26 protein-coding genes are annotated in these 24,859 nt (G+C 59.4%); 6 read left to right on the top strand and 20 right to left on the bottom strand.

Going from position 1 to position 24,859, the window contains the following annotated elements; genetic code table 11:
* Nucleotides 1-359 precede the first annotated feature (359 nt).
* Nucleotides 360-755: a sulfur globule family protein gene (locus NPX02_RS19180; RefSeq protein WP_260295603.1), complete on the top strand. Its 396-nt coding sequence runs from the start codon at nucleotides 360-362 to the stop codon at nucleotides 753-755.
* 271 nt (nucleotides 756-1,026) lie between these two features.
* Here NPX02_RS19180 and erpA read toward each other — a convergent pair whose 3' ends face one another.
* The 4 genes from erpA to argC all read right to left on the bottom strand — a co-directional run bounded on the left by erpA (nucleotide 1,027) and on the right by argC (nucleotide 3,796).
* Nucleotides 1,027-1,380 carry an iron-sulfur cluster insertion protein ErpA gene (erpA, locus tag NPX02_RS19175; RefSeq protein ID WP_260295601.1) on the bottom strand — a complete coding sequence of 118 codons (354 nt, stop codon included), beginning with the start codon at nucleotides 1,378-1,380 and terminating at the stop codon, nucleotides 1,027-1,029.
* Nucleotides 1,381-1,480: 100 nt separating this feature from the next.
* Entirely contained in the window at nucleotides 1,481-1,960 is a 480-nt protein-coding gene (locus NPX02_RS19170) for a bactofilin family protein (protein WP_260295599.1), read from the bottom strand.
* An 11-nt stretch (nucleotides 1,961-1,971) separates the two neighbouring features.
* Nucleotides 1,972-2,688 carry a DUF6776 family protein gene (locus tag NPX02_RS19165; protein WP_260295598.1) on the bottom strand — a complete coding sequence of 239 codons (717 nt, stop codon included), beginning with the start codon at nucleotides 2,686-2,688 and terminating at the stop codon, nucleotides 1,972-1,974.
* Between the two features lie 79 nt (nucleotides 2,689-2,767).
* Nucleotides 2,768-3,796, bottom strand: coding sequence for an N-acetyl-gamma-glutamyl-phosphate reductase (gene argC, locus NPX02_RS19160; protein ID WP_260295596.1), 1,029 nt, complete (start codon nucleotides 3,794-3,796; stop codon nucleotides 2,768-2,770).
* A gap of 478 nt (nucleotides 3,797-4,274) precedes the next feature.
* Here argC and NPX02_RS19155 point away from each other — a divergent pair, with 478 nt between their 5' ends.
* Together NPX02_RS19155 and NPX02_RS19150 are read left to right on the top strand one after the other, a co-directional pair.
* A complete protein-coding gene (locus NPX02_RS19155; protein ID WP_260295594.1) occupies nucleotides 4,275-4,988 on the top strand; it encodes a DUF4126 domain-containing protein in 714 nt (237 codons plus the stop codon).
* Between the two features lie 120 nt (nucleotides 4,989-5,108).
* Nucleotides 5,109-5,528 carry a CopD family protein gene (locus NPX02_RS19150; protein WP_260295592.1) on the top strand — a complete coding sequence of 140 codons (420 nt, stop codon included), beginning with the start codon at nucleotides 5,109-5,111 and terminating at the stop codon, nucleotides 5,526-5,528.
* 519 nt (nucleotides 5,529-6,047) lie between these two features.
* Here the strand turns inward: NPX02_RS19150 and NPX02_RS19145 are convergent.
* Both NPX02_RS19145 and NPX02_RS19140 read right to left on the bottom strand, forming a co-directional pair.
* Nucleotides 6,048-6,437, bottom strand: coding sequence for a HesB/IscA family protein (locus NPX02_RS19145; RefSeq protein WP_260295590.1), 390 nt, complete (start codon nucleotides 6,435-6,437; stop codon nucleotides 6,048-6,050).
* A 260-nt stretch (nucleotides 6,438-6,697) separates the two neighbouring features.
* Entirely contained in the window at nucleotides 6,698-7,159 is a 462-nt protein-coding gene (locus NPX02_RS19140; protein ID WP_260295588.1) for a DUF5063 domain-containing protein, read from the bottom strand.
* A 206-nt stretch (nucleotides 7,160-7,365) separates the two neighbouring features.
* Here NPX02_RS19140 and thiD point away from each other — a divergent pair, with 206 nt between their 5' ends.
* The 3 genes from thiD to hemL are packed head-to-tail and all read left to right on the top strand — an operon-like array spanning nucleotide 7,366 to nucleotide 10,109.
* Complete coding sequence (thiD, locus tag NPX02_RS19135; protein ID WP_260295586.1) at nucleotides 7,366-8,172, top strand: bifunctional hydroxymethylpyrimidine kinase/phosphomethylpyrimidine kinase; 807 nt, start codon at nucleotides 7,366-7,368, stop codon at nucleotides 8,170-8,172.
* 6 nt (nucleotides 8,173-8,178) lie between these two features.
* The gene (thiE, locus tag NPX02_RS19130) at nucleotides 8,179-8,829 is read left to right on the top strand and encodes a thiamine phosphate synthase (protein WP_260295584.1); all 651 of its coding nucleotides are present in this window, start codon (nucleotides 8,179-8,181) and stop codon (nucleotides 8,827-8,829) included.
* Nucleotides 8,826-10,109, top strand: a complete 1,284-nt coding sequence (gene hemL / locus NPX02_RS19125) for a glutamate-1-semialdehyde 2,1-aminomutase (RefSeq protein ID WP_260295582.1) — start codon at nucleotides 8,826-8,828, stop codon at nucleotides 10,107-10,109. The genes thiE and hemL overlap by 4 nt, the downstream gene beginning before the upstream one ends.
* Nucleotides 10,110-10,429: 320 nt before the next feature.
* Here the strand turns inward: hemL and NPX02_RS19120 are convergent, their stop codons facing one another.
* The 14 genes from NPX02_RS19120 to NPX02_RS19055 all read right to left on the bottom strand — a co-directional run bounded on the left by NPX02_RS19120 (nucleotide 10,430) and on the right by NPX02_RS19055 (nucleotide 24,706).
* Complete coding sequence (locus tag NPX02_RS19120; RefSeq protein ID WP_260295581.1) at nucleotides 10,430-10,909, bottom strand: copper chaperone PCu(A)C; 480 nt, start codon at nucleotides 10,907-10,909, stop codon at nucleotides 10,430-10,432.
* A 232-nt stretch (nucleotides 10,910-11,141) separates the two neighbouring features.
* On the bottom strand, nucleotides 11,142-11,753 hold the full coding sequence (locus NPX02_RS19115) for an SCO family protein (RefSeq protein ID WP_260295579.1): 612 nt from the start codon (nucleotides 11,751-11,753) through the stop codon (nucleotides 11,142-11,144).
* A complete protein-coding gene (locus NPX02_RS19110; protein ID WP_260295578.1) occupies nucleotides 11,750-12,250 on the bottom strand; it encodes a hypothetical protein in 501 nt (166 codons plus the stop codon). Before NPX02_RS19110 ends, NPX02_RS19115 begins: the two co-directional genes overlap by 4 nt.
* A gap of 552 nt (nucleotides 12,251-12,802) precedes the next feature.
* The gene (locus tag NPX02_RS19105) at nucleotides 12,803-13,630 is read right to left on the bottom strand and encodes an ABC transporter permease (RefSeq protein ID WP_260295577.1); all 828 of its coding nucleotides are present in this window, start codon (nucleotides 13,628-13,630) and stop codon (nucleotides 12,803-12,805) included.
* A 181-nt stretch (nucleotides 13,631-13,811) separates the two neighbouring features.
* Complete coding sequence (locus NPX02_RS19100) at nucleotides 13,812-14,366, bottom strand: nitrous oxide reductase accessory protein NosL (protein ID WP_260295575.1); 555 nt, start codon at nucleotides 14,364-14,366, stop codon at nucleotides 13,812-13,814.
* Between the two features lie 139 nt (nucleotides 14,367-14,505).
* The gene (locus tag NPX02_RS19095) at nucleotides 14,506-15,393 is read right to left on the bottom strand and encodes an ABC transporter ATP-binding protein (RefSeq protein ID WP_260295573.1); all 888 of its coding nucleotides are present in this window, start codon (nucleotides 15,391-15,393) and stop codon (nucleotides 14,506-14,508) included.
* 396 nt (nucleotides 15,394-15,789) lie between these two features.
* Entirely contained in the window at nucleotides 15,790-16,761 is a 972-nt protein-coding gene (locus NPX02_RS19090; protein WP_260295571.1) for a NapH/MauN family ferredoxin-type protein, read from the bottom strand.
* Nucleotides 16,758-17,648 carry a 4Fe-4S dicluster domain-containing protein gene (locus NPX02_RS19085; RefSeq protein WP_260295569.1) on the bottom strand — a complete coding sequence of 297 codons (891 nt, stop codon included), beginning with the start codon at nucleotides 17,646-17,648 and terminating at the stop codon, nucleotides 16,758-16,760. Before NPX02_RS19085 ends, NPX02_RS19090 begins: the two co-directional genes overlap by 4 nt.
* The gene (gene nosD / locus NPX02_RS19080; RefSeq protein ID WP_260295567.1) at nucleotides 17,645-18,880 is read right to left on the bottom strand and encodes a nitrous oxide reductase family maturation protein NosD; all 1,236 of its coding nucleotides are present in this window, start codon (nucleotides 18,878-18,880) and stop codon (nucleotides 17,645-17,647) included. Before nosD ends, NPX02_RS19085 begins: the two co-directional genes overlap by 4 nt.
* Nucleotides 18,881-19,004: 124 nt before the next feature.
* Complete coding sequence (locus NPX02_RS19075; protein ID WP_260295565.1) at nucleotides 19,005-20,189, bottom strand: hypothetical protein; 1,185 nt, start codon at nucleotides 20,187-20,189, stop codon at nucleotides 19,005-19,007.
* A gap of 94 nt (nucleotides 20,190-20,283) precedes the next feature.
* Nucleotides 20,284-21,018, bottom strand: a complete 735-nt coding sequence (locus NPX02_RS19070) for a c-type cytochrome (RefSeq protein ID WP_260295561.1) — start codon at nucleotides 21,016-21,018, stop codon at nucleotides 20,284-20,286.
* A gap of 297 nt (nucleotides 21,019-21,315) precedes the next feature.
* On the bottom strand, nucleotides 21,316-21,639 hold the full coding sequence (locus NPX02_RS19065) for a c-type cytochrome (RefSeq protein WP_335342606.1): 324 nt from the start codon (nucleotides 21,637-21,639) through the stop codon (nucleotides 21,316-21,318).
* A gap of 104 nt (nucleotides 21,640-21,743) precedes the next feature.
* The gene (nosZ, locus tag NPX02_RS19060) at nucleotides 21,744-24,044 is read right to left on the bottom strand and encodes a Sec-dependent nitrous-oxide reductase (protein ID WP_260295555.1); all 2,301 of its coding nucleotides are present in this window, start codon (nucleotides 24,042-24,044) and stop codon (nucleotides 21,744-21,746) included.
* A 344-nt stretch (nucleotides 24,045-24,388) separates the two neighbouring features.
* Nucleotides 24,389-24,706 carry a c-type cytochrome gene (locus NPX02_RS19055; protein ID WP_260295551.1) on the bottom strand — a complete coding sequence of 106 codons (318 nt, stop codon included), beginning with the start codon at nucleotides 24,704-24,706 and terminating at the stop codon, nucleotides 24,389-24,391.
* Between the last annotated feature and the right edge of the window lie 153 nt (nucleotides 24,707-24,859).

Here is a 24,859-nt window from a genome sequence, read left to right as displayed (position 1 = left end):
ACTTACTTAAACCAAGAACCACCGTCATTCCATCCTTAGATCCGTAAACGGTGCATGGCATCCTCGGCTCCGTAAACGGTACATCCCTGTACCACTCCTCCTGCACCACTCCTCCGGCCTGCGCCGGGATGACGAAAATCCTGCACTTCGCCTTAAGTAAGTGCCATTCGACTCCGACCCCTGAGTGACGAAGTCGCCCCCGGGCGGTTTAAAAAATGATCGGCGCATGGGAGTTAATCCAGATCAATAACAGCCGAAATGCCGATTGACTTATTTAGAAACCGCTAATATTTTCAATCGAGAGGCCGCTACCAACCAGGGCTTTTGGAACCCGAAACATAACTTAGGGAGAAGATATTATGAAAAGCATCATGAAAGCAGCCGTCATTGCGGCCATGCTCGCTGCGTCTGCCTCGGCCTCCGCCTGGTGGGGCGGCCCCTGGGGTGGTGGCCCGTGGGGTGGTGGTCCATGGAACGGTCTGGGTGATGGCTGGGGCGACGGCTCCGGTGACTTCAACATGAACTTCGGTGCACGCGGCAGCGGTTACGGCAATGCCTATGGACGTGGCTATGGTTACCCCTATGGCGGTTATGGCCATCCGTATGGCGGCTACGGCATACCCTATGGTGGCTATGGCGCACCCTACGGTGGCTATGGCGTACCCTACGGCGCCCCGTATGGTTATCCTCCGGTCCCGTATGGCTATCCCGCCGCCCCGGCAGTTCCGGCGGCACCGGCCGCACCCGCGAACTGAGACATTCACCAGGACAAAGCTGTCCTCCATAAGAAAAGCCCCCGCATCCGGAGGATGCGGGGGCTTTTAAATGAGCACATTTTCCAAACAGGAACACTACCCGTAGGATGCCGGTGAGCTTGCGAACCGCATCATTTACCCGCTGATTGATGCGGTTCGTGCCTCACCGGCATCCTACAGGTATCTTTGGGGTGGCATTGTAGCAATGGTGGATGCGCCTACCGGCTTATCCACCCTACATACTTTTTGGTCCCTAAAAGACGCGGGGCGGTTAAACCGAGAAGGAAGAACCGCAACCGCAGGTGGTGGTCGCATTGGGGTTGCGGATCACAAACTGCGATCCCTGGAGACTCTCCGTATAATCCACCTCGGCGCCCATCAGATACTGCAGGCTCATGGGATCCACCAGCATGGTGACGCCATCGGTATCCACCCGGGTATCACCCTCTTTCGCCTCTTCATCAAAGCTGAAGCCATACTGGAAACCGGAACAGCCTCCACCCTGAATAAAGACCCGCAGCATCAGGTTGGGATTACCCTCTGCCTGGATCAGCGCAGACACCTTGGTTGCCGCCGCATTGGTGAATACCAGCGGGTTCTCGGTCTCAGCTTGCACACTACTCATGGCCAACTCCAAAACGGAAACAGATTCGCTCTCCGCGAGCGACGATTAAAACATTATGCTTTTCTGATCAATTTAGTCAAGTATTACCAATATCCTGTCGTCAACGCCCCCGGGGTACCCGCTCCGACTCCTCTTCAGTCATCTCCGCCGGAACCTCCTGGAGTGGTGCCGCCTCCTCCGGCTTGGCCTCCGGGCCGTCATACCCCAACATCTGTGGCTGAGCATCCTTGGTGTGGATCAGCTGCCCATTCACCTCCGCCCCCATGGCCATCTCCAGCAGATTGTAATAGACCGTACCGGTAATCTTGGCCTTGGGTGCCAACTCAACCCGCTCGGAGGCATAGACATCACCCACGACCGTACCATTGAGTATTACATTGGGGACTTGGATGTCACCTTCAACCCTGCCCTGCTCACTCAGGGTCAGCGCCGAGTCCCCACCCGGCTCCACCATCACGTTGCCACGGATCAGGCCGTCGACATGCAGACCGCCGGTAAAATTCACATCGCCTTGAATGGTGGTCCCGCTGCCGATTACCGTAGCAATCTTCGGAGCCCTGAACTTTTTAAAACGCGCCATCTGTCATCCTCTTACTCGGCCACCTGCCAGTCAAAACGCTCGTTGACCTTCGGCAGCCTGTTATTGGTTGGATTGATCTCCACAACCACCTGCTGCGGGCTGAAGCCCTCCGGTAGCTCGATCAATCCATCAACATCCTGATAATGCCGGAAACGCATTTTCAGTTTGTCATCTTTTTCCCCGGTGAGCTCTTTCAGCGTGAGCTCCCTCGCCTCGCCCCCCTGTTCGCCCTCCAGCGAGAGGGTGATCCAGCCCACCGCGGTTCCGGCATTCTTCAGCGCCTGGGTGACGGTAAACCGGTACCGGTAGCTGGCCGGTGGATCGCTCCTGTCCAGCCGGAAACCCTGAATATAAAGCCCCTCGGACTTGACCCCGGCCTCCACGATACCGCGCAGCAGATTGAGCTCCTTTTCCATCTCCAGGTATCCGGACCGGCTCTCCCTGAGAGCCTCCCGCACCCGACGGATCGCCTCCTGGTCAATCTGACTGGCCCGCTGCAGCGCGGCTACCTGCTCACGCAGCCGGCTGCGCCGCGCCTCCAGCAGTTCAATCTGGCGACGCTGCTCGGTCACTTGGAGTTTCAGCGGGGTTACCCTGTCCTCCGTCGGGTGCCTGAACTGGATGTAGCCACTCCAGGCTCCCAACAACGCCACAGCCATCAATATCGGCAACAAGCCCCAGAGATAAACCCACCAACTGCGGGACTGGATGATTCTGGGCGTCTTCATTTTCATCCGTAGATCATTGGACCTGGTTAAATCAGCATGGCGGAACAGTGGCACATGGAAACGAGGAGCAAGTCGCGGTTCAGGGCAGCAGGGCCACCGCCTGCAAGCCCTGCGTCTCCTCCAGGCCCAGCATGATATTCATATTCTGCACCGCCTGGCCAGCGGCCCCCTTGACCAGATTATCGATCACCGAGAGCACCACCACGGTATCCCCGCCCTGTGGCCGGTGGACGGCGATGCGGCAGTGATTGGCTCCCCGGACGCTGCGGGTTTCCGGATGTGAGCCGGGCGGCAGCACATCGACAAACGGTTCGTCACGGAAACGCGACTCGTACAGCGCCTGCAGATCCGTGTCGGCCGTCAGGGTGGCGTACAGGGTGGAGTGGATACCCCGGACCATCGGCAGCAGGTGGGCGACAAAGGTCAGCTCCACATCCTGCGCCGCCACGGTCGAGAGGTTCTGGCGGATCTCCGGCATGTGCCGATGTCCCGGCACCCCGTAAGCCTTGAAGCTCTCCCCTACCTCGCCCATCAGCAGCCCGACGCTGGCCCCCCGACCGGCGCCGCTGACGCCCGACTTGCAGTCGGCCACCAGTCCCGAGAAGCGCACCACACCGGCCTCGATGAGCGGCAGAAAACCCAGGGTGGTCGCGGTGGGATAGCAGCCCGGATTGGCCACCAGCCGGGCGGAACGGATCGCTTCGCGGTTGATTTCCGGCAACCCATAGACCGCCTCGGCCACCAGCTCGGGGCAGCTGTGGGTCATGCCGTACCACTGCTCCCAGAGCGGAATCTCCTTGATCCGGAAATCGGCCGCCAGGTCAACCACCCGGCAGCCCCTTTCGAGCAGTTCGGGCACCAGCTTCATGGCGGTACCGTTGGGCGTGGCAAAAAACACCAGGTCACAGGCGCTCAAGGTCTCCAGGCTCGGCTCGCTGAAGGGGATATCGAAATGACCGCGCAGATTGGGGTAGAGATCCGAGACCGGGCGACCCGCCTCGGCCCGGGAGGTAATGACCGTGACCACCACTTCCGGGTGGCCCGCCAACAACCGCAGCAGTTCAACTCCGGTATAGCCCGTACCACCTACAATACCTACTTTCACCATCGCTTCGATCCCACACTGAATACCGATTGGCGGCCGGACACAAGAGACTGCCCCGCGACAGGACAATGCACGACACTTCCAGACCGGAAAATGGGGTTTATCATACGGCGCCACAGGAAAAATCTAAAGATCCAAACCGGTAGCAGCGGGCGGAAATAATAAAAAAGCGACCCGGGGGTCGCTTAAGCGCATGTGACAGTTCTTTTAATTCCTTCTCCCCGGATTGAATTCCGCAGGGGCCACGATAAGGAACGCGCCCACTATATATCCGTGTTTTTTAAAGGTCAAATATCATCTTAGAATTCATACTGATAGATGGCATTTTTATGACGCACTCCCGAGCCTGATGCGGGGCCGCTGGCACGCCCGGGCAAATGCCGGCTGGTGGGATATTCCCCCGGTTAGTGGCATACTTGGACGAACGATGAGCCTGAGCCCTGACCCATGACGTCTGATCCAATGATGTAGGAATTAATCAATGGAAACTATTGAACTCATCTCCCTCACGCTGGGTGTGGCCTGGGCCTCCGGCATCAATCTCTATGCCGCCGTGCTGGTCCTGGGTTATTTCGGCATGACGGGTGATATCACCCTGCCACCGGGGCTGGAACTGCTGAGCGACCCACTGGTGATGGCCGCCGCCGGCTTCATGTACCTGGTGGAGTTCTTTGCCGACAAGACCCCGGGGGTGGATACCGGCTGGGATGTCCTGCACACCTTTATCCGTATTCCCGCCGGCGCGGTACTGGCCGCCGGCATGGCCCAGGGACTGGAGGTGAGTCAGGCCGCCGAGTTTGCCGCCCTGCTGATCGGCGGGGGACTGGCCGCCACCACGCACTTTACCAAAACCGGCACCCGGGTCCTGATCAACACCTCGCCGGAACCCTTCAGCAACTGGACCGCCTCGATCGCCGAGGACCTGGTGGTGATCGGCGGGCTCTGGGCATCGCTCCATTACCCCTGGCTGTTCATTGCCGGCCTGGTCCTGAGCCTGCTGCTGATCATCTGGCTGCTGCCAAAGCTGTGGCGGGCGCTGAAGCGGGTATTCCGCGCCATTGGCAATTTTTTCGCGGGGAAGGGAAATGGCTCGGCGGAGCCGGTTGATCTGGAACGGCCGACTGGCCGGCGCCAGGATATCCTGCGGGCGCTGTATCATGACGCCAGCGAAAACGGCAAGAAACTGAATCATTAACAAAAACCTGAATCCATAACCTGGCTGACACCCTATGTATTCGTGGGCATATCCCGGAAGCCTTGGGGGCATGCCCCGAAGTCACGGATTCAGAAAAAACAATTCCGAGGTGCGCTTGCGATGTGGCTGAAGGCCTGGCATTTGATTTTCATGGTGACCTGGTTCGCCGGTATTTTTTATCTTCCCCGACTCTTCGTCTACCACGCCATGACCGAGGACGAGGCGGGCAATGCGCGGTTCAAAATGATGGAACGCAAGCTTTACTACTTCACCACCCCGTGGATGCTCCTCACCCTGTTGTTCGGCTTCTGGATGCTCTACGACTACGCCTGGGCGGCGTACAGCAAGATGGGCTGGCTGCATGTGAAACTGCTGCTGATCGGCCTGCTGGTGGCCTATCATCTCTACTGCGGAAGGCTGGTGAAACAGTTTGCCCGGGACCAAAACAGCCACAGCCATGTCTGGTACCGCTGGTTCAACGAGGTGCCGGTGGCAATCCTGATCGCGGTGGTACTGCTGGCGGTGCTGAAGCCGTTTTAGGCCTACCTTTGCCCCTCAATGCAGAACTCCTTTGGTGTCGTGGTAACACGGAAACAGCGCGACCGCCCCTGTCCGAACCACTGATTCACACGGATGGACACAGAGGGGGGGGGTTCCTATCCAAAGATCCGAGTGTATCCGTGTCCATCCATGGTCCTTCCTCAGTCAGAGGGCGCCCCATGGGCGCCGCAAACCGATGCGCTGAAGATTCAGCGGGTCCGGCCCGCCGTATGGGCCGGGCGCGTAAAACAACGAGGGTAACTACTCACGGGGTGATTGGCCTGCCTTGGCGGCCGATCTTGATGGCGCCTCGAATCCGGCCCTGTTTTCAGATTCAAGCCTGCCCTTGTCTGAGCGAAGCGAGTTTGGGTAGGCGCTGAAAAATGGGCCGGATTCGAGGAGGCAAGCCATCGTGTGAGGCCGGCAAGGCAGGCCAATCACTTACAGACCGGGTGAGGAGAAAAGAAAAGCCCGCGGATGCTGCCATCCACGGGCCTTTTTTACGCAACCCGATACCGATCAGGAACAGCCGCCACCCTGTGTCGCGCTGGAGCTGCAGCCGCCACAACCGCCGCCGCTCTCGGCGGGCTGCAGATTGTTGAACACAAAGCTGGCGTTACCCTGGCCGTGATCCACGAAATCGATCTGCACGCCCGCCAGGTGCCGCATTGTCTCGCCGTCCACAATCACGTCAAACCCGCTGGAGTTGAGGATGTAATCGCTATCGTTGACCTGATCGGTAAAGGTCATGCCGAAGCTGATGCCGCTGCAACCACCCGGGGTGGCATAGACGCGAATCCCCTTCACCTCTTCTTCAACCTGCCCTACCAGCTCAGCCATCTTGCCCTGTGCCGCCTCGGTCAGACTGAGTTCCTCATCCTTCAGCAGGTTAGTGGTTGCTTCACTCATCGGTATTTCTCCAAACGCAAACAATAGTATGGCGTGATACTATACCAAAGAAAGTTTTTCGTGAAACATTGATTTTTTAGTGGATTTAGGGCCTGGAAAGAAATAACTGTTACATATTGCGCCGAATTTTCGTTTGCCTTCAAGGCACGGCAAGGCGCGCATAGTCGTTCTATGTAAGTCTTGCCGTAACGCCGAAGGCGGACGAAAAGACCAGCAAGATGTAATAGTTATTTATTGACAGGCCCTTAACGCGGGCCAGGTTAAAGCTGGTTACGATTGGCAAGCTCGTAGAGGTGGCGTTCGGCATCCAGCAGATGCTGTCCCCAATGGTCCTGGTAGCCGCAGCACCAATCGTCGAAGGCGCGTTCCGGCTCGCGCCGGTCCTCCAGCAGATGCAGTCCGTGCTTCAATTCGCAATAGATATCGGTCAGATCGTCCGCCAGACTGCCGGACATGCCCTGCTCATCCGGCGCCACGTCAAACTCCATCCAATAGGCATCACGGTGCCCGATCAAACGGCGCAAGCTGGCAAACCGCTCGAAACGCTCATCCAGATCGGGGGTGAAGTAGTCCGCGCTGCGCGGGGGTGCCCCCAGTGCCGTGACCGCGGCATGGAGTTGCGGCAGCAGGGAAGAGAGCTGCCGCAACCAACTGAGATCGGTTTCGTCGGCTGATTCAATCAGTGCACAATAGTCTTTGGCCAATCGGGACAGTTCATTCATTCGCTTATCCATAACTTCACCAATCGGGACGATTCAGCTGTAGAGTAAACCTCGACTGCTGCCATTCCACCCCCCTCGACCGGGAATTTCCATCCGCCCCGAGCTAGAGGTATTCAGTGAATGCTGGTTTAATTGTAGCCGATGAATCGGCTGTTTTTCCGGATTAATCCCACCACCCGGTTGGCCCACCGGCGGCGACAAAACTGATGCAGACAATTCCCAAACCCATCATCCCCAAGCCCATCGTCCTGAGCATTGCCGGGCACGACCCGTCGGGGGGCGCCGGCATCCAGGCCGACATAGAGACCCTGGCGGCGCTGGGCTGCCAGGCGGCCACGGTCATCACCTGCCTGACCATCCAGGACAGCCGTGATGTGCATGAGCTGATCCCGCTGCAGGCCGCGTTGATCACCCGGCAGGTTGAAACCCTGTTTCAGGACTACCCCATCAGCGCCATCAAGATCGGCCTGATCGGCAGTGCCGAGGCGGCCGTCGCCATCGCTGACCTGCTGGCCCGGCATCCGCATGTCTCGGTGGTGGTGGATCCCATCCTGGCGGCCGGCGGCGGGACCCAACTGGCCGGCAAGGCGCTGCTGGAGACGCTCCTTGAGCGGATCCTGCCGCGCGCCACCGTGGTCACCCCCAATTCCCAGGAGGCCAGGCGCCTGACCCAGCGTCAGCAACTGGATGAATGCGCCGATGCGCTGCTCGCCCGCGGCTGTCAGGCGGTGCTGATCACCGGCACCCATGAAGCCGCTACCGATGTGGTCAATACCCTCTACCGACCGGGGGTCCCTCACCACCGGGAACGCTGGCCCAGACTCACCGGTTCCTATCATGGCTCCGGCTGCACCATCGCCTCGGCGATCGCCGCCGGGCTGGCCCGGGGAGTCTCCCTGGTTGCGGCGGTCAGCGAGGCGCAGCGGTACACCTGGGAGAGCCTCAGCGCCGGCTGGCAACCGGGCCGGGGTCAGCACATTCCCAATCGCCTCTATCGTCAATCGAGTGAATGATTACTCATGCATAAACAGGCACGACTGAAGGGCCTTTACGCCATCACCCAGCCCCACCCCGACGGATTCGATGGGCTGCTGCAACAGGTGGCGGAGGCTCTCATCGGCGGTACCCGCGTGGTTCAGTATCGGGACAAGGAGCCCGGCGCGGCACGGCGAAAAGCGCAAGCGACGGCGTTGCTGGCGTTGTGTCATGCCCACGACGCCCTGCTGATTATCAACGACGACACCGCCCTGGCCCGGGCGATCGGCGCCGACGGTGTGCATGTCGGCCGGGAGGATGACGACATCGCCGCGGCACGCGCCGCCCTGGGGCCCGAGGCAATCATCGGCACCTCCTGCTATAACCGGTTGGCGCTGGCCAGCGCCGCCCAGGAGGCCGGGGCCGACTATGTCGCCTTTGGCCGGTTTTTCCCGTCGCTGACCAAGCCGGACGCGGTCCAGGCCAACATTGCCCTACTGGGCGAGGCGAAACGGTCCCTGCGGATTCCGGTGGTTGCCATCGGCGGCATAACCCCGGAAAATGGCGCCACGCTCATTCAGGCAGGCGCGGATATGCTGGCCGTGATCAACGGCATCTTCGGTGCGCCGGATATCGCCGCCCGCTGCCGCCGTTTCACACAGTTATTCAACACATCGGAGAGACCCCCCTCATGACCGCTTCACACGATCGCTTTATTCAGGCCCAGCAGCATATCCCCGGCGGAGTGAACTCTCCGGTGCGGGCATTCAAGGGAGTGGGCGGCGATCCGGTGTTTGTCGATCACGCCAGCGGTCCCTATATCTACGATCCCGACGGCAGACGGTACATCGACTACGTCGGCTCCTGGGGTCCGATGATCCTGGGACACGCTCACCCCGAAGTACTGGATGCGGTCGCCGCGGTCATCCGCAAGGGCCTCTCCTTCGGCGCCCCGACCCAGATCGAGACGGTGATGGCCGACCGGGTGTGCGAGCTGGTGCCCTCCATGGATCTGGTGCGCATGGTCAGCTCGGGCACCGAGGCGACCATGAGCGCCATCCGCCTGGCGCGCGGTTACACCGGTCGCGACAAGATCGTCAAATTCGAGGGCTGCTATCACGGCCACTCCGACTCGCTGCTGGTGAAGGCCGGCTCCGGTATGCTGACCCTGGGCGAGCCCAGCTCTCCCGGCGTGCCCGCCTCGCTGGCGGAGCACACCATCACCCTGAACTACAACGACAGCGACCAGGTCCGGACCACCTTTGCCGAGATCGGCGAACAGATCGCCTGCATCATCGTCGAGCCGGTGGCCGGCAACATGAACTGCATCCCCCCGCTGCCCGGTTTTTTGGAGTGCCTGCGGGAGGTGTGTGACCGCTCCGGTACGGTATTGATCTTCGACGAGGTGATGACCGGCTTCCGGGTCGCCCTGGGCGGCGTCCAGGGGCTGTACGGCATCACCCCGGACCTGACCACCCTGGGCAAGGTGATCGGCGGCGGCATGCCGGTCGGCGCCTTCGGCGGCAAGCGCGAGATCATGGAGCGGATCTCCCCCCTGGGTCCGGTCTATCAGGCGGGCACGCTGTCCGGTAATCCGGTCGCCATGACCGCCGGCCTGAAAACCCTGGAACTGATCTCGGTCCCCGGCTTCTTCGACCGGCTCAGTCAACGCACCGGCGAGCTGCTGGCAGGCATTCAGGCGGAGGCCGATACCGCCGGGGTCGCCCTCAGCACCAACCAGGTGGGCGGCATGTTCGGTCTGTTTTTCAGCGATGCGGGGAAGGTGACCAATTTCGCCCAATCCATGGCCTGCGACCAGGAGCGGTTCAAGACCTTCTTCCACGCCATGCTGGAACAGGGCGTCTACCTGGCTCCCTCGGCCTTTGAAGCAGGCTTTGTCTCGGCGGCACATACCGGCGAGGATATTGAGGCAACGATCCGGGCGGCAGCAGCGGCGTTCCGCAAGATCGCCTGATTTACACACCCTACGATTGGTGGCGATTGGTGGATGCGCTGACGCTTATCCACCATTCTGCACGCCACCTATTATGACCCTGACGTAGGGTGCCGGTGAGCACGCGAACCGCACCAAGCCTCACTGGAAACGGCTGCCGCATTGATGCGGTTCGCTTCACTCACCGCATCCTACAGATGCAGGTCGGATAAGTCGGTAGGCGCATCCACGATTCGCGATTTTCGTGCCTTTCGTGGTTAATGAGGCACCGTTGTTATTCGGCTTCCCGTCGGATTACGCTACTCATCCGGCCTACGACTTTTCGTGCCCACGCTACGAAACTACATCTTGTGCTGCATACCGGCATCCTGCATCTTCATCTGCAGTTTCACCACCGGCACCTTCAGCTGTAACTTACTGCCGTCCCCGAATACCAGCACCAGGTCGAGCTGCTCGCCCGGCACCAGCTTCTGTTGCAACCCGATCATCATCACGTGCAGCCCGCCCGGCTGCAGTTTGACGCTCTGGCCCTCCGGCAGGTCGATCTGCTCCACCTGGCGCATGCGCATCATGCCATCGGACATGGTGTGGGTGTGCAATTCCACCACCTTGGCGGCCGGGCTCTCGGCACCCTTGAGCACGATGTCGCCGGATGAGGCGTTGGTCAGGGTCATGAAGCTGGCGCTGTTCGGCTGCCCCGGGGGGACGGCACGCACATAGGCATCGGCGGCCGAGACCTGATCCGCGTCGGCGGCGGACAGCAGGCCCGGGAAACCGATCAGGGATGAAACCAGCAGGGCTGAACAAAGTGTTTTACGCATTCTCTCTCTCCTTATCTATAAACCTGAATTCCTCGATTCAACCGCGAAGAACGCAAAGTGCGCAAAGAGATACAATGACTTGCCTTCATTTTATTTTCGATCCAACCCGGCAGGCGGAGGATCAGGAGAATACAATTCATTGTTTTCCGTAACTACTCACGGGGTGAGTAGTTACTGTTTTCCTTCGTGTTCTTTGCGTCCTTAGCGGTCGAAATGAATTTTTCAGCATGGATCAGTTGTTATTCAGTACCGCCCGAATGGCGTTGAGTATCTCGCCCGGTTGGGTACCGTGGCGGATGGTGGTCAGCAGCCGCCCTTGCCGGTCTATCAGATAGATGTCTGCGGAATGGTCCACCACGTAATCGGTCGCCGAAGGCTGCTCGACATGGCGGTAAGCGGCGCCAAACAAGGCGGCGATCCGCCCCAGCTGTTCATGGCTCCCGGTCACCCCGAGTATTGCCGGATGGAAATACTCGCCATAACTCTTCAGGTGCTCCAGGTTGTCGCGCTCGGGGTCGACGCTGATAAACAGCGGCTGCACCTCGCCCAGCTCTTCGGCGCTCAACTGGTCCAGTGCCGCGCTCAGGAAACCGAGGCTGGTCGGACAGACATCCGGGCACCAGGTGTAGCCGAAATAGAGTATCAGCACCTTGCCCCGGAGGGCTCGGGTGTCGATCTCACCCTTATAGGAGTTCAGGACAAAATCACCGCCCTTTGGGGCCTCGGCAAGATTCATCGGGCTCGCCGCCGGCACCTCATGCCCGCTCTGCGGCTGCCAGAAAAGCAGCAGCCAGATCAGCGCACCGGCCAGCACCACCACCCCACCCAACAAGCCTCTTTTCACCGCTCACCTCCCGGCAGTACAACCCCGTCCTTGACCGTAATAAAGCGGAACGGGGCCGCCAGCAGGCCGCGCGGGCTGGTGATCAGCACTCGCGCCTCCCACTCCATGGCCACCCGCACACAGACCGGCAGCATGCCTGTACCCGCGAATACCCCATCCCCTCGGGCGTCCAGCCGCGGACGATTGAAGCCCATGTTCATGCCGATGCCGACAAAATCGACCTCGACCTTGCTCGCCTCCACCCCGCTCAGGCGCACCTCCAGATCCAGCGGCTTTACCAGCGGGATGCCAGGGGTCTTGATGGCAAAGCTGATCTGGCCGCCGCCGGGCAGGTCGGAGCGGCAGGCACCAGCGCGCAGGTCACAGTCGGTATCCAGCGGGGCCATGCCTCCCACCTCGGGATTCAGGATCGGCAGCGCCTTGTAGGCCGCCACGCCGGCCAGCGCCAGGAACAGCACCCCGGCAATGGCCCAGAGCAGGGTTGTCGTTTTCGCCACAAAATACCTCGTGTGTTATCAGAGCGCGATGTTAGAGCAATCGAATAGTACCGCAATTGATGGCCGTCAATGGATGCCGGGTAGTTGAGATTGATCCGTCGGGCGAGGCAGTGCTACACGGCATATCACGCGACGCTGTGTGATATGCCGCAAAAAGGTTCAAGTTTGGTAGGGTGGGTTAGCGGCGCACAGGCACCACACTTCCAGACCATGACCACGCCGAGGCGCCGCGTAACCCACCAAATCCCCGACCGCAATTGGTGGGTTACGGCGCGCACTCGCTGCAATGCCAACGGCCACCTCCTGCGCAGGGCGCGCCTAACCCACCCTACAAAACCGGAATCACAGGCACACACCAACGGGTTGCAAACCACAAAGCCCGGGGTAGGATGCCGGTGAGCTTGCGAACCGCATCATTCCATCCTTAGGTCCGTAAACGGTGCATCCCTGCACCACTCCTCGCGATACGTCTTGATGCGGTTCGTGCCTCACCGGCATCCCACGTCGGCAAGTTTATTCACATTCATTGGCGACTGGATTTTCCTATCCGGATCAGGGCAGATCGCTGCGCCGGAAGTGGAGGAAACCCAGCGCGGCACAGGCCGTGCCCACCAGGATGGGGTAGAGCAGCGCGTAGGCGATGTACCCCTTCTGGCCGAAGGTATCGAGGATGACGTAGGCGGAGGGGCCCAGCAGCACCAGCTGTGGATCGAACAGCATCATGGTGGCGGTACGGAACACCTGCATCGGATTGACCAGGGCAATGGCCACTGCGGTCTCGGCCGGCAGCTGCTCCTGGATCAGGATACCGAGCAGGATCAGGTCGAGAAACAGCAACAGGGTCAACCAGACCACGAAGGCGGCGCCCTGGGCCACATCCGAGCTGCGCGCCAGGGTGGAGATCAGCATGCCGATGCCAAGGAAACACCAGGCCAGGGCCATCAGCAGGCCGGTGTAATAGATAAACAGATCCCAGGGGACATTAACGCCCTTGATGGTACCCCAGATCACCGCGCCGACCATGGCCAGCAGCACCGGCAGGAACACCACCAGGAAACGCCCGAAGATCTTGCCCCAGAACCAGGCCGCCAGGCTGATCGGCAGCGACAGCAGGTACTCGAACACCCCCGCTTCGCGATCCCCGGCCACCGAGCGCACCGTGGTGATCAGCACAAACACCGGCAGGATCGCCATGGAGATCTGGATATAGGTGAGCAACAGCCGCGACAGCCCGGTGAAACCCATGATGCGGGACTCGGCCAGTCCGTAGGCGAACAGCACCACCACCAGACCGCCGAACACCAGGGTGTAGATCATGAACCAGCGTGCCCGCAGCGACTCGACGATATCGGCGTACGCAGTTAACCAGAGGTGCTTCACGAGGCATCTCCCTGTGCCGCACCCTGTGGGCAGTTCCGTTGTGCTGGAGGTGTCGGAGTCAAACCGAGCTCGGCCCGGTGGACCGATGCGCTGCAGGCGGTCGGTTTGACTCCGACACCTGTGGGTTCAACGCTTTGCGCACGTTGCGTTCTTCGCGGTTGAATCGGGAAACTCAGGTTCATCAATGGGTCTCGTCGGCTGTGTGGTTATGGGAATCGGTGCGGTCCGTCTGGATCTTCCCCTGCCGCTCCTCCAGTCGTTTCAGCAGATCCACGCCGTGGATGTTGAATCGTTCCTCAACGGTAAAGATATGCGCCTTCGCCTGGGCGAAATCGAGTCCACCCGCGACCGGTTGAGCCTGCGCCCCGAGGCCGTACTCCATGGGCGTCAAATCGCCTTTGACATAGGTGGCGCTCAGGGCATCGATCCAGCCGCCGTTGATGTCCGTTACCCAGATCTGGGTCTTCGGGTCATCCTTCCAGGGCTTGTCCTCCAGCCAGATGACCGCGCAGCCGATATCATCGAACTTCATCAGTTTCGAGCGCTTCTTGTCGGCCGGGAAATAGCGGATCTGCGCCGCGTGATTTCGGTCGCTGAGCACCATGCGGCAGCGCTCGCAGGCGTCCCGGTCCCACTTCACCTCGCCGGGACCGGTCCCGGGATCGCCGCTGCAGGCGCTGACCAGCAACGTCAGCAGCCCCGCGAACAGCAGGGTGAAGCCCTTAATGAATGGCACTAAGTTAAGGCAGGAGTCCATTTTTTCGTCATTCCGGCGCAGGCCGGAATCCATAAATTCACCACGGATGCGGGTTCTGGATCCCTGCATTCGCCGGGATGACCGGGGTTCTGGGCTTAACTTAGTGCCATTCGAGCCCTTAATCATTCATCACCGCCTCGTAATCCCTGGCGGTCTCGGTCTCGTGCATGTCGATGCTGGCGAGCAGGGCCGCGTAGCGGGAGAGGACGCCGAGGAAACGCAAGCGGTCCGGACCGGCCACCTGGCCACTCCATTCGCGACCGTCCGCCGACCCCTTGAAGCCCCACTCCTGGATGGCCTTGGCAAAGGGCGCCTCGGGGCGGATCAGCCGGATACGGCAGTGCAGACGACTGGAGAGCTCCACCAGATCGGCCACTCGATCATCCAGCACCACCCGCCCCTGATCCATCTCGATCACCCGGTTTACCAGGGAGGCCACCTCGTCCAGGCGATGGCTGGAGATGATCATGGCGGCCTCATCCTTCTTCTCCGCCAGCAGGCTGAAAAAGATGTGGCGTGCCTCGGGGTCCAGATTGGCCGCCGGCTCATCCATCACCAGCAACTCGCTGTCACGCCCCAGGGCGATGCTGATCAGCAGCTTCTGTTTCTGGCCGCCGGAGAGTTTGACAAAGGGCTGGTTGCGGAAACGCTCCGTGTCCAGCCCCAGACGGGTGGCCACATCGGCCATCCGTTGCGGATCGGAATCACAGACGCTGGCGGCGAAACGGATCAGCTGCCCGACCGGCATTTTCAGCGGTGGCGGCAGCTGCGGCACGAAACCCACCTTGGAGAGCACGGCGCGGCGATGCTCGCGTGGCGCCAGTGCGTCCACCGTCACCGAACCCTCGCAGGTATATTCACCCAGCAGACACCGGATCAGCGTGGTCTTGCCGGCGCCATTGGACCCCACCAGGGCAACCCGGTGGCCGCGCTCGATGGTCAGGTCAACGCCCTTCAGTACTTCATGACGGCGGAATTTTTTTACGACGTTCTGAAACTCAATCATTCATGAACCTGATATTTGAATCCGTGACCACTAGGTGTAGGGTGGATAAGCGACAGCGCATGCCATCCTCAGGTCCGTAAACGGTACATCCATGTACCACTCCTCACCAATGCAGCTTAATAAACGATCGCCGAAGCGGCCGGGCAACCCGGATAGTCTATGAGTCTGAGTTATCCCGGCAATGATGTAAATCAAAACGCACCGCAAGCCAGGGTCACGTCATCTAATGCTGAGCGGAACGAGGATCTGCCTGCTTGATTGACGGGTGTCCGCGGCCAAGGATGGCCACGGCAAGCCCCCAGGGGGGTTTACGGCGTTCCGGCAAACAAGCAGGCAGATCCTCTCTCACAAGCAGTTGCGTGTTTAGATAACGTCGTCCTGGACTACAAGCCCATTTCAAAGGTGTTTGCCGAGCCCCTTGATCTCGAACCGCAGTGAGTTGGTGGGACAGACATCCACGCACATGCCGCAGCGGGTGCAGTCGGCGCTGACATCCACCTCGGTATGCACCGCCTTGCCCTTGACCGTCATATCCAGCACGTGGGGCACCAGGCACGCCTTGCGGCAGTCGCCCTCGTGATGGCAGTCCTTCAGCACAAACTTGACCCGCAGCGGGGAGAGTGCGCCAACCACCCCATAGGTAATACCGATGGGACAGACATAGCGGCACCAGGCGCGGCGCGAGTAGAACACCTCGAACAGCAACACCAGGCCGACCCAGATCATGGCCATGCCCGGACCGTAGATCAGCGCCCGACTCACGATACCGGTGACCGAGATGGTCTCAAACACCGTGTAACCGCTGAGCAGCGCGAGCAGGGCGAAGATCAGGTAGAACAGCGAACGCACCTTGCGATTGAAGGAGCGATCCTTCACCAGCCCCTTGTCGGCGAGATAGAGATGGAGCTTCTCCGCCCACTCCGACAGCAGGTGATAGGGGCAGACCCAGGAGCAGAAGGTACGTCCTCCCAACAGCAGCCAGAGCACAAAGATGGTGGCGGTACCGATCACCAGGTTGAGCACCATGTGCTTGAAGGCCAGGGTCACCTGCAGGGCGGAGTTCAGATCCGCCATATGGAAACCCATGAAGCGCGATGCCGTCAACGCCCCTTCCAGCAACTGGATGTCGAAGTAGTAGGAGACCAGAAACAGCAGGTTGATCACGAGCAGCGTGACCCAGCGCCGGTTACGCCATTTTTTCGCATCCTTGGCATGTGCCTGGCGATGGACTTCGAAGGCAATTGCGTCGAACGGATTCTGCTTTTTAAACAAGTGGATCGCCTGCGCCTCGGGGGAAATCTCCGATTTATCCGGGCGCCGAGGCTCGCTGCCGAACAACTGGCGAAACGATTCCATGATATAGCTCATGAGACACCCCCGATGTGATCGGCGTCCTGCAGGATGTCGATAACGATCGCCGGCGGTTCCGGGGGACAGATCATTTCGCAGACACCGCAGCCGACGCAGCCCTCCTGAATCACCGGTTTCATGCGCCGGATCCCGTCATCGCTGACGATCGGCTCAAGGGCGATGGCGTGCTTCGGCGGGCACTCGTTGCCCTGGCGTTGGGCGACCCGATCCTGGTTCCGCTCCCCCGCGGCGGCCTCCGCGGCACACTGGGTGATGCGGATCTCGATCGGACACTGGCGCACACAGAGGTCGCACAACTCCAGGTCGTAGGGATAGTCGGCCACCGGAATCGGGTTCCATCGGTCCACGTCGTCATAGCGCAAAATCCCCTGGTAGTCCGGACCGCGCGCCTGCCCCTTGAACCCCTTGCCCTGGATCGCCAGGCACTTGCGCGGCTCGGCCAGCCGGGCAAAACCCATGCGGGAATCCGCCGGATAGTCCAGATCATGGGTCAGCGCCCCGGTCGGACAGGCCAGCACGCACTGCAGGCCGTCGCAGGAGAAATCGCATGCCTGGGCACGCGCATCGATATAGGGCACGCCGATACCCGCGCCCTTGTCCAGCTCCGCCAGTTTGATGGCATTCACCGGACAGACCTGGACGCACTGACCGCACTTGATACAGGCGGCGAGAAAGTCGCTCTCATCCGAGGGCGTCTTGAGCGCCCCGGGCGGGCGCAGCGCCAGGGTCTTTCCCTGCACCACCGGCAGCAATCCGACCAGGGAGAACCCGATCATGCCGACGGCCAGCGCGGAGGTTCTCAGGAACTCACGCCGGTTCTGTTCGAGCCGCTTGGGATTCAGCTTTCGTTTCGCGGGTTTTTTCGGTTTGCTCTGCTCGTTCATTGTTGCACTGTCTCCGCGGACATCAGCGGTTTTTCATCACGCAAGATCATATCCGGATCGGTAAAGGGGGCGAGTCGCTCAAGGAAGTCGAGCACCTCCAGGACGGGGGAACCCTTGAAAAACTGCGCATAGGGTACGTCCATCCAGATCCGGTCGGCATAACTGTAGAGTTCATAGGGCCGGTCACCCACCCCATCCAGATCCCGGTCGAACCCCTCGTAATCATCCCAGTAGTTGCTGTTCCAGTGATTGCGTTTGGCGGTCTTGCCGCCGCCCACGGTGACCTGGGTGATATTTCCCTTGAACCGGTTGCGCTCCAGGATGTTGCCTTTCCAGTCATTCAGGAACTGCACCCCGATGCCGCTGAAGGCGATCAGGTTCCCGGTCAGCCGATTGGTTGCCTCCGGATCGTAGGGGGAGATATCGAGATAGATACCGGTGGCACAGTAGAGGATGCGGTTGTCATGCACATCCACATCCGATGTCTCCTTGAAGCCGATGCCCATACCGGTTGGGCCGATGGCATGGGCGATGTAGTTGTTCCTGATCACCACGCTGTCACTGTACATCAGGAAGATGCCCACCTGATTGTCTTCATAGTGATTCCCCACCACCTCGTTGCGCTGGGCATACATGAAGTGCAGGGAATAACGGCCACGGCGGGCATCGTTGCGGGCGATCAGATTATCTTTCGAGTACCAGACCACCATATCGCGCGAGTCGCGAATGATATTATCGGTGATCTTGTTATTAAAACTGTACCAGAGGCGGATGGCGTCGCCACGAATACCGATCTCGACCGGCTTGGAGGAGATGCGGTTGCGGCGGATGATGTTATTTTCCGCCTGCCCCAGATCGATACCAAACAGGCTGTTATCGATCACATTATCCTTGATGACATTGAAGCTGCCGCGCACCTGAATGCCGGAATCGATGTCGTTATGGGAATCACCCGAATTGGTCAGGCGCAGCCCCTTCAGGGTGACCCCGTCCGCGTCCAGGTAGATGACCGAGCCCTTGCCACCGGCATCGATCACCACCTTGCCCTGGCCATCGATGACCAGCGACTTATCGATCGACACCGGACCGGCATAGGTTCCCGGTGGGGGTATCAGCAGATCATTTTCGTTGGCGGCATCGACCAGCGCCTGAAACGAGGGATACTCGGCCGCCGACAACCAGCCCGGCAGTAGGAACAGCAGTAACGCGGCAGCTTGACGCAGGGTACGCATAGATTCTCGTTCGGAAGTGCCCAGGCACAGCCCTCTCAGACTCGTTAATTTCGTGCCCGTTCAACCTTGGAATCGACAGACCCCCGTGCGCTCAAGGCGGATTACACGGAGGTGTGTGGGCTATTTACAAAGCATCCTTGAACTGCCTCTTCCGCACCAGCGCGGCCACCGCCAGGATGGGAGAGAGCAGCAGCATGACAAAGAAGCCGATATAGGGGTAGGAGTGGGTGGCGAACTGCGCCACTTTACCATCGCCAAACACGGTGGGCATGAAGGGTTTGACCGCGAAGGCGCCCATGGCGTTCAACGTATGGCCATACCACCAGAGCCAGGCGGCATAGTCGATGATAAAAAACAGCGGCAGCGCCATCGGCACCAGGACCAGCAGCCAGTAGAGGATGCCACCGTTCTTGCGCGCGCCGAATACCAGCAGCAGCATCGCCCCGGCAAGACCGGCAAACGCCACATGCAGGGCAATCTTGAGATTGGCCACCATGGGCACGATCTCTTCCGGGTTGTTGAAGTAGCGACCCAGGCTCTTGCCATAATGCCAGGTCATCACCTGGAAACTGCTGCCGTTCCAGGGCTCGGTGACCCGACCATGCTCCAGGTCCTTTTCATAGGTGAGCTTCAGCTGCTCGATCATGTGCTGCTTGTCGGAGACCGCCGCCTTGGCGGATGCCGTCTTGTCCGAAGGCAGATCAACCACCACGCCCGAATCTTCCAGGGACTTTTTCAGTACCCCGACAATACCGCCGATCACGATCTCCGGCTCTTCCTGTTCTGCACCGGCCTCCTGGTCCAGCGAGGTCACCATCGCCTCGACATAACCCGCGCTCTGCAGCGCGAACCCGTCCTCTGCGTAGATCGTGAGGTACATCCAGGCCAGCAATCCGGCGAAGGCGACCCCCATGATGGCCATGCGCAATTTGGGCCTGACACAGACAAAGCCCACCAGCATGATACCCATGTAGGTCATCAGAAACTGGCCGAAGCCGCGCTCAACCGGGCCGCCCGCCGCGATCGGATACATGCCCACGTAATGATTGATGGTATCCATCTCATGCACGCAGTCGAGGGCGACATCCTCCTGGATCTCCGCCTTGTTGACCTTCTGGCAACCATTGAACACGCCGTTCATATGGAAATGGATGCGCACGCCATCCGGGAACGCCTCTTCCGGATAATTGGGTGCCGTCAACGAAACCCACCAGATCGGAGAGTAGAAGATCACGACCATCAAACCCAGGGCGATGACACCCAGGGCGGCCACAATGATTGTCTGCTTTGTACTGGTTACTGCATTCATGGCGAGAGACATCAGCTGTTGGAAATGGGCAGGCGGTTACCCGGCCACAGGATTTCGCATGGGCGATACCCCGCGGCCGGGAGGTGTGGCTGGATTAATCGAAGTCCGGATTTGTCCAGTTGGCCGAGGGAGCCAAGTCCTTTTTATCCACGAGGACACGGGAGACATAGTTGATCACCATCTTCATGTCCTTGTCGGTGAAGTTCTTGATCTGATCCACCATGTCGGGGTTGGCGTTGCGGCGCTTGCCGTCGCGGATCCACTCGAACTGGCGCAGCATGTAGGCGTAGTGTTGGCCCTCGATACGGGGATAGAATTTCTCCTTATTACCTTCGCCATGGTCACCGTGGCAGCGCACACAGTTGTCGGCATAGAGTTTTTTGCCCTGCTCGAACTCGGGGGTGCCTTCCGCCCACTCACCCTTGCCATTCTCCGGGTTCATCGGCAGCTTTTCGATATAGGCGGTCACGTCGGCCAGGGCCTGTTCGTCACCGATCGACTCCGGCAGCGCGAACGGATACATGGTGGGGTTGTCGCGGTTCAAGGCGCGGATGTCGGCCAGCTGCTTGATCAGTACCGGACGATGCTGGCCCGCCAACTGCGGGAAGGTACCATCCGTCATGCCCCAGCCCTCGGGCATGTGACAAGCGGAACAGACTTCAAAGATATCCCGTCCGTTTTCCAGATCCGGCTCAAGGTGCATGGCCTGGTCCGTTTCACCACTCACGGTGTCCTTGCTCCAGCTGGAGGTATCGGCGGCATTGACGCCAAAGCTCAGGCTGATTGCCACTGCGGCGGTCAAGCCGGTAACCATGGATTTTAAACTCATCACTATTCTCCTGACCGTCCCGACCAATTCGGGACAATCATTACACTAAGTTTGATGCCTGCTTTGCAGCAGGCGTTTAATCTGATCGACTGGATTGCAAATCGACATAGGGTGGCGTCCGGTACGGACACCCTCGAGGTTGCCACAATGCATATTAGAGTTCATTGATGCAAATCAACCCATCTGCCAGGCAATTTTGCGAGAAACCGCCCTCTGGAGCACTGGCAAAAAGCTTCTCATAACAGCCCTCTTTTTTCATTGAGAACTATCAATCAAGGGCGATTTTCCGGCCGGATTTCACTGCAGCGTAGCCAGCCAATCGGCGATAACACGCATCTCCTCCTCGTTCACCAGACCCATCACGCCTTTCATGGCGGCGGTGTTGCCATTGGATCTGGCCCCCGACTTGATATCCTTCATCTGGTTAAACATGTATTCCGCGTTCTGACCCGCCAGGGAGGGATAGAAAGGCATCAACGGTGTCTTGGCATCCTTACCGTGGCAGGACCAGCAGGTCTTGGCCTTGAAGAGTGCCGCGCCATCCGCAGCCGCCGCCGTTGCCCCGGTCATTAGCGCCGCCACCGCGCTCATGACAACGGCCAGTCTTCTGATTTTGCTCATAACAAATACCTCACTACATAAAAGGTTTTAAAGCATACAAAGGGGAAGGGGCTCCAGCAAGAGCCCCTCCCCCTTTCAGGTTGATAACCTAAGCCTAGTACAGACTATTTGGTTTCCACCTTAACAGCACCGTGCTGCTCAAGATAGGTCTTCGCACGCAGACCCATATCGGCGGTCTTCACCTGATACTGCCACCACTGACCAGCCCAGAGTGTTGCATTCTGGAAGTCACCCTTGGCAGCGAAGCCTTCAGCCTTTTTCTTCGCCTCATCGGCGAATCCAAGCTGCTCGGTGGCATCTTCAACCAGGGCCACAACCGGCGGGAAGTCCTTGTAGTTGTGGCTGGTGATGAAGGCGACCACGGAATCGATCACGGCCTGGGTCTCGACGTTGGTCTTGACCTGCTTTTCGTAATCGGCCTGGGTGTACTGCTCACCTTCCACCATGCCGCTCTCTTTGGCCTGGTAGCCTTTCGGCGTGACCAGCAGGTAACCCTGCATCTCCAGGTGGAGCGCGGAGCAGAACTCGGTGCAGTAGTAAGGATAGACACCGGCTTTCTCTGCCGTAAAGGTGTAGGAGGCGGTCTTGCCCGGCTCGATCGACAGGTTCACGCTCTGACCATAGAGTGCGAAACCGTGCACCTCGTCCTCGGCACGCTCGAGATTGGTGAGATGGATAGAGACGGTGTCGCCCTCTTCCACTTCAATGATCTCCGGCGTGATGTGTGAACGAATCACCGTGCCATAAACGTGTGTCACACCATCCTCTTTGACCACTTTTTCACGACCGGCGCGGGTCCGGTAGGGAGAGCGCTCATCGGTACGGCTGTTCCAGCCGGATTTGTAGCGTACGGCCGGTTTCAGCTTGTCGGCTTTGATCGCAACGGCATAGTGGGGTTCGCCCAGCGGCAGCGGCATATCATAGAGCAGCTGCATCTTGTCGCCGCTGATATCGATCAACTGGTGGTTCTGCGGATGCAGCGGACCCACCGGATTGAAACGATCAATCGCCAGCTTGTTCAGCGACACCAGATACTTGCCATCCGGAGAGACTGAATCGCCCTCCATCGCCATCAGGTGACCGATGTTGTAGTGGATATGCAGTTGATCCAGCACCTTGCCTTCGCAGTAGTCCCACTTGGTGACCATGGAATCCACGTAGATGGAGGTGTAAACGGTACATTTCTTGGAGTCATACTGGGTATGCAGCGGACCGAGGCCCACGGCAACCTGGGTATGCAACGCATCCTTCAGCGCGATGATGGGAATGCCGTAGGGGTCTTTTGCCTCAAACTTCTTGGCGGCGATAGCCTTCTGGATCTTTTCCCAGCTGTAAACCCAGGCATGGCTGTCCAGCTTACCGGACACGATGATGTGGGTACCGTCAGGGTTGACGTCAACACCGTGCGGGCTCTTGGGCTCGGGCACCAGGTAGAGCAGCTCTTCCTTGATGGCCTGCGCCATCGGGATCATGTAGGAACCATTGACCTTTTCCACCTTACCGGCAGCAACCAGTTCGGCCGCCTTTTTCCAGTTGGTAATGTGCAGGAAGTCGGTATCCTTCTGGGAGCAGCCGGCCTCGAACGGCGGGCGTCCCTTCTCGATACCACCGACATAGCGCTCGGAACAGAACGAGTTGGTGAAGCCCCAACCGTAGGAGGCATTTTTACCCGCATCGGAGAGATCCTGACTGTAGGGCGGCAGCTCAAAGGTGAATGACTGATCCGGCTGCAGACGTCCCTTCTTGTCGTCAAATTTCCAGTAGGTCAGACCACCGCGATATTTGTCGTTGAACTCCTCCAGCGGTACGAAATCGCTGCTGAAGGGCGCGGCATACTGCGAGGCCTCCATGACATATTCGGTGTTCGGGGTAACGAAGGCACCACCGTGTTCGGACTTGAAGAACGGATTGACCACGATCTGCTTGGTCTCGAAGTCATGCAGATCGATCACCGCCAGCCGGGGGTTGGCCTTGTCGTTGATAAACAGGAAGCGGCCGTTGTACTCACCCTCGGTCTCGGAGAACGCGGGATGATGGGTATCACCCCAGGTGATGTCCTTGCCGTTGATGCGCCCCTGTGCCAGTACTGCCTTGGACTCGTCATCGAAGCCGTAACCCTGCCAGGGTTCCGGGGTAAATACGCCGATATACTTCAGGATACGCATGGACGGGATGCCGTATACGATCACCTGGCCACTCTGACCACCGGAGGCGAAAACGAGATACTCGTCACGGCCGCCGGTGGGGGTGTAGGTCTTGGCCGCGGCCAGCAGATCTTTCTGCGTCAGGCCACGAGCCTTCATGACATCTTCGAGCGACGCCTGAGAATATGCACTTGACGTTGCGCCCAGCCCCATCGCCAGGCCCAGCATCAGCGACAATGCTCGCTTATTGTTCACTTTCATGAGACACGTCTCCGTTTTAGGACTTTATTCTTGCGCTAGACTGCGCTTTTGTTGAAATAGCAGCGGCATGGTGCGCTGCGGCGGGGGCGAAATCATTGATCTTGATCAACCGATGACGGCATATGCCAAGAAGATTGTGGCAAATCACACAAATGTGGCTTTCGTCGCTGACATTTATCACGTCACTGTTTTTTCAGGAATTTCCAGGATGGTTGCGAGGTTGATGCGGGTGTAGGGGCAGGCCCCCGTGCCTGCCCGTTCCCTGGAAAAAAAAACGCCGGGGCGAGCCCGGCGTTTTTTATACTGCGTTTACCAGCGCCGCGAGGCGCCCGATCATTGGGGGATCATTGAGCGGCCAGCCACTCCGCGATCGCCTGCATCTCCTCATCGGAGACACCCATGACGATGCCTTTCATGGCGGCGGTCTGACCGTTGTTACGGGCACCGCTCTTGATGTCCTTCATCTGGTTCAGTGCGTACTGGGCATTCTGCCCGGCCAGCTTCGGGTAGGCCGGCATGATCGGCGATTTGGCATCAGCCCCGTGGCAGGCGGCGCAGCCCTTGGATGCGTAGAGTGCCGCACCATCAGCCGCCGCAGCAGCGTTACCAGCAAGACCCAGTGAGAGCAGGGCAGCGCCTGCGAGCATAGCAATGGTTTTCATCTTGTACAGTACCTTTGTCAGTGGAATATACCCGACCCGGCGAACTCGATACCCTTCGGTCTCTAATCCCTTCAGTATCTAATCCAAGGGGTCGCATGGAAAAGCAGGCATCTATACTATCATTCTTCCATGGCTGTCAATCCATAAAATTTC

The organism is Sedimenticola hydrogenitrophicus (assembly GCF_025175675.1).
GTDB lineage: Bacteria > Pseudomonadota > Gammaproteobacteria > Chromatiales > Chromatiaceae > Sedimenticola > Sedimenticola hydrogenitrophicus.
The sequence above is the reverse complement of the archived record's forward strand: the minus strand, read 5'-3'. Positions and strand labels throughout refer to the sequence as shown.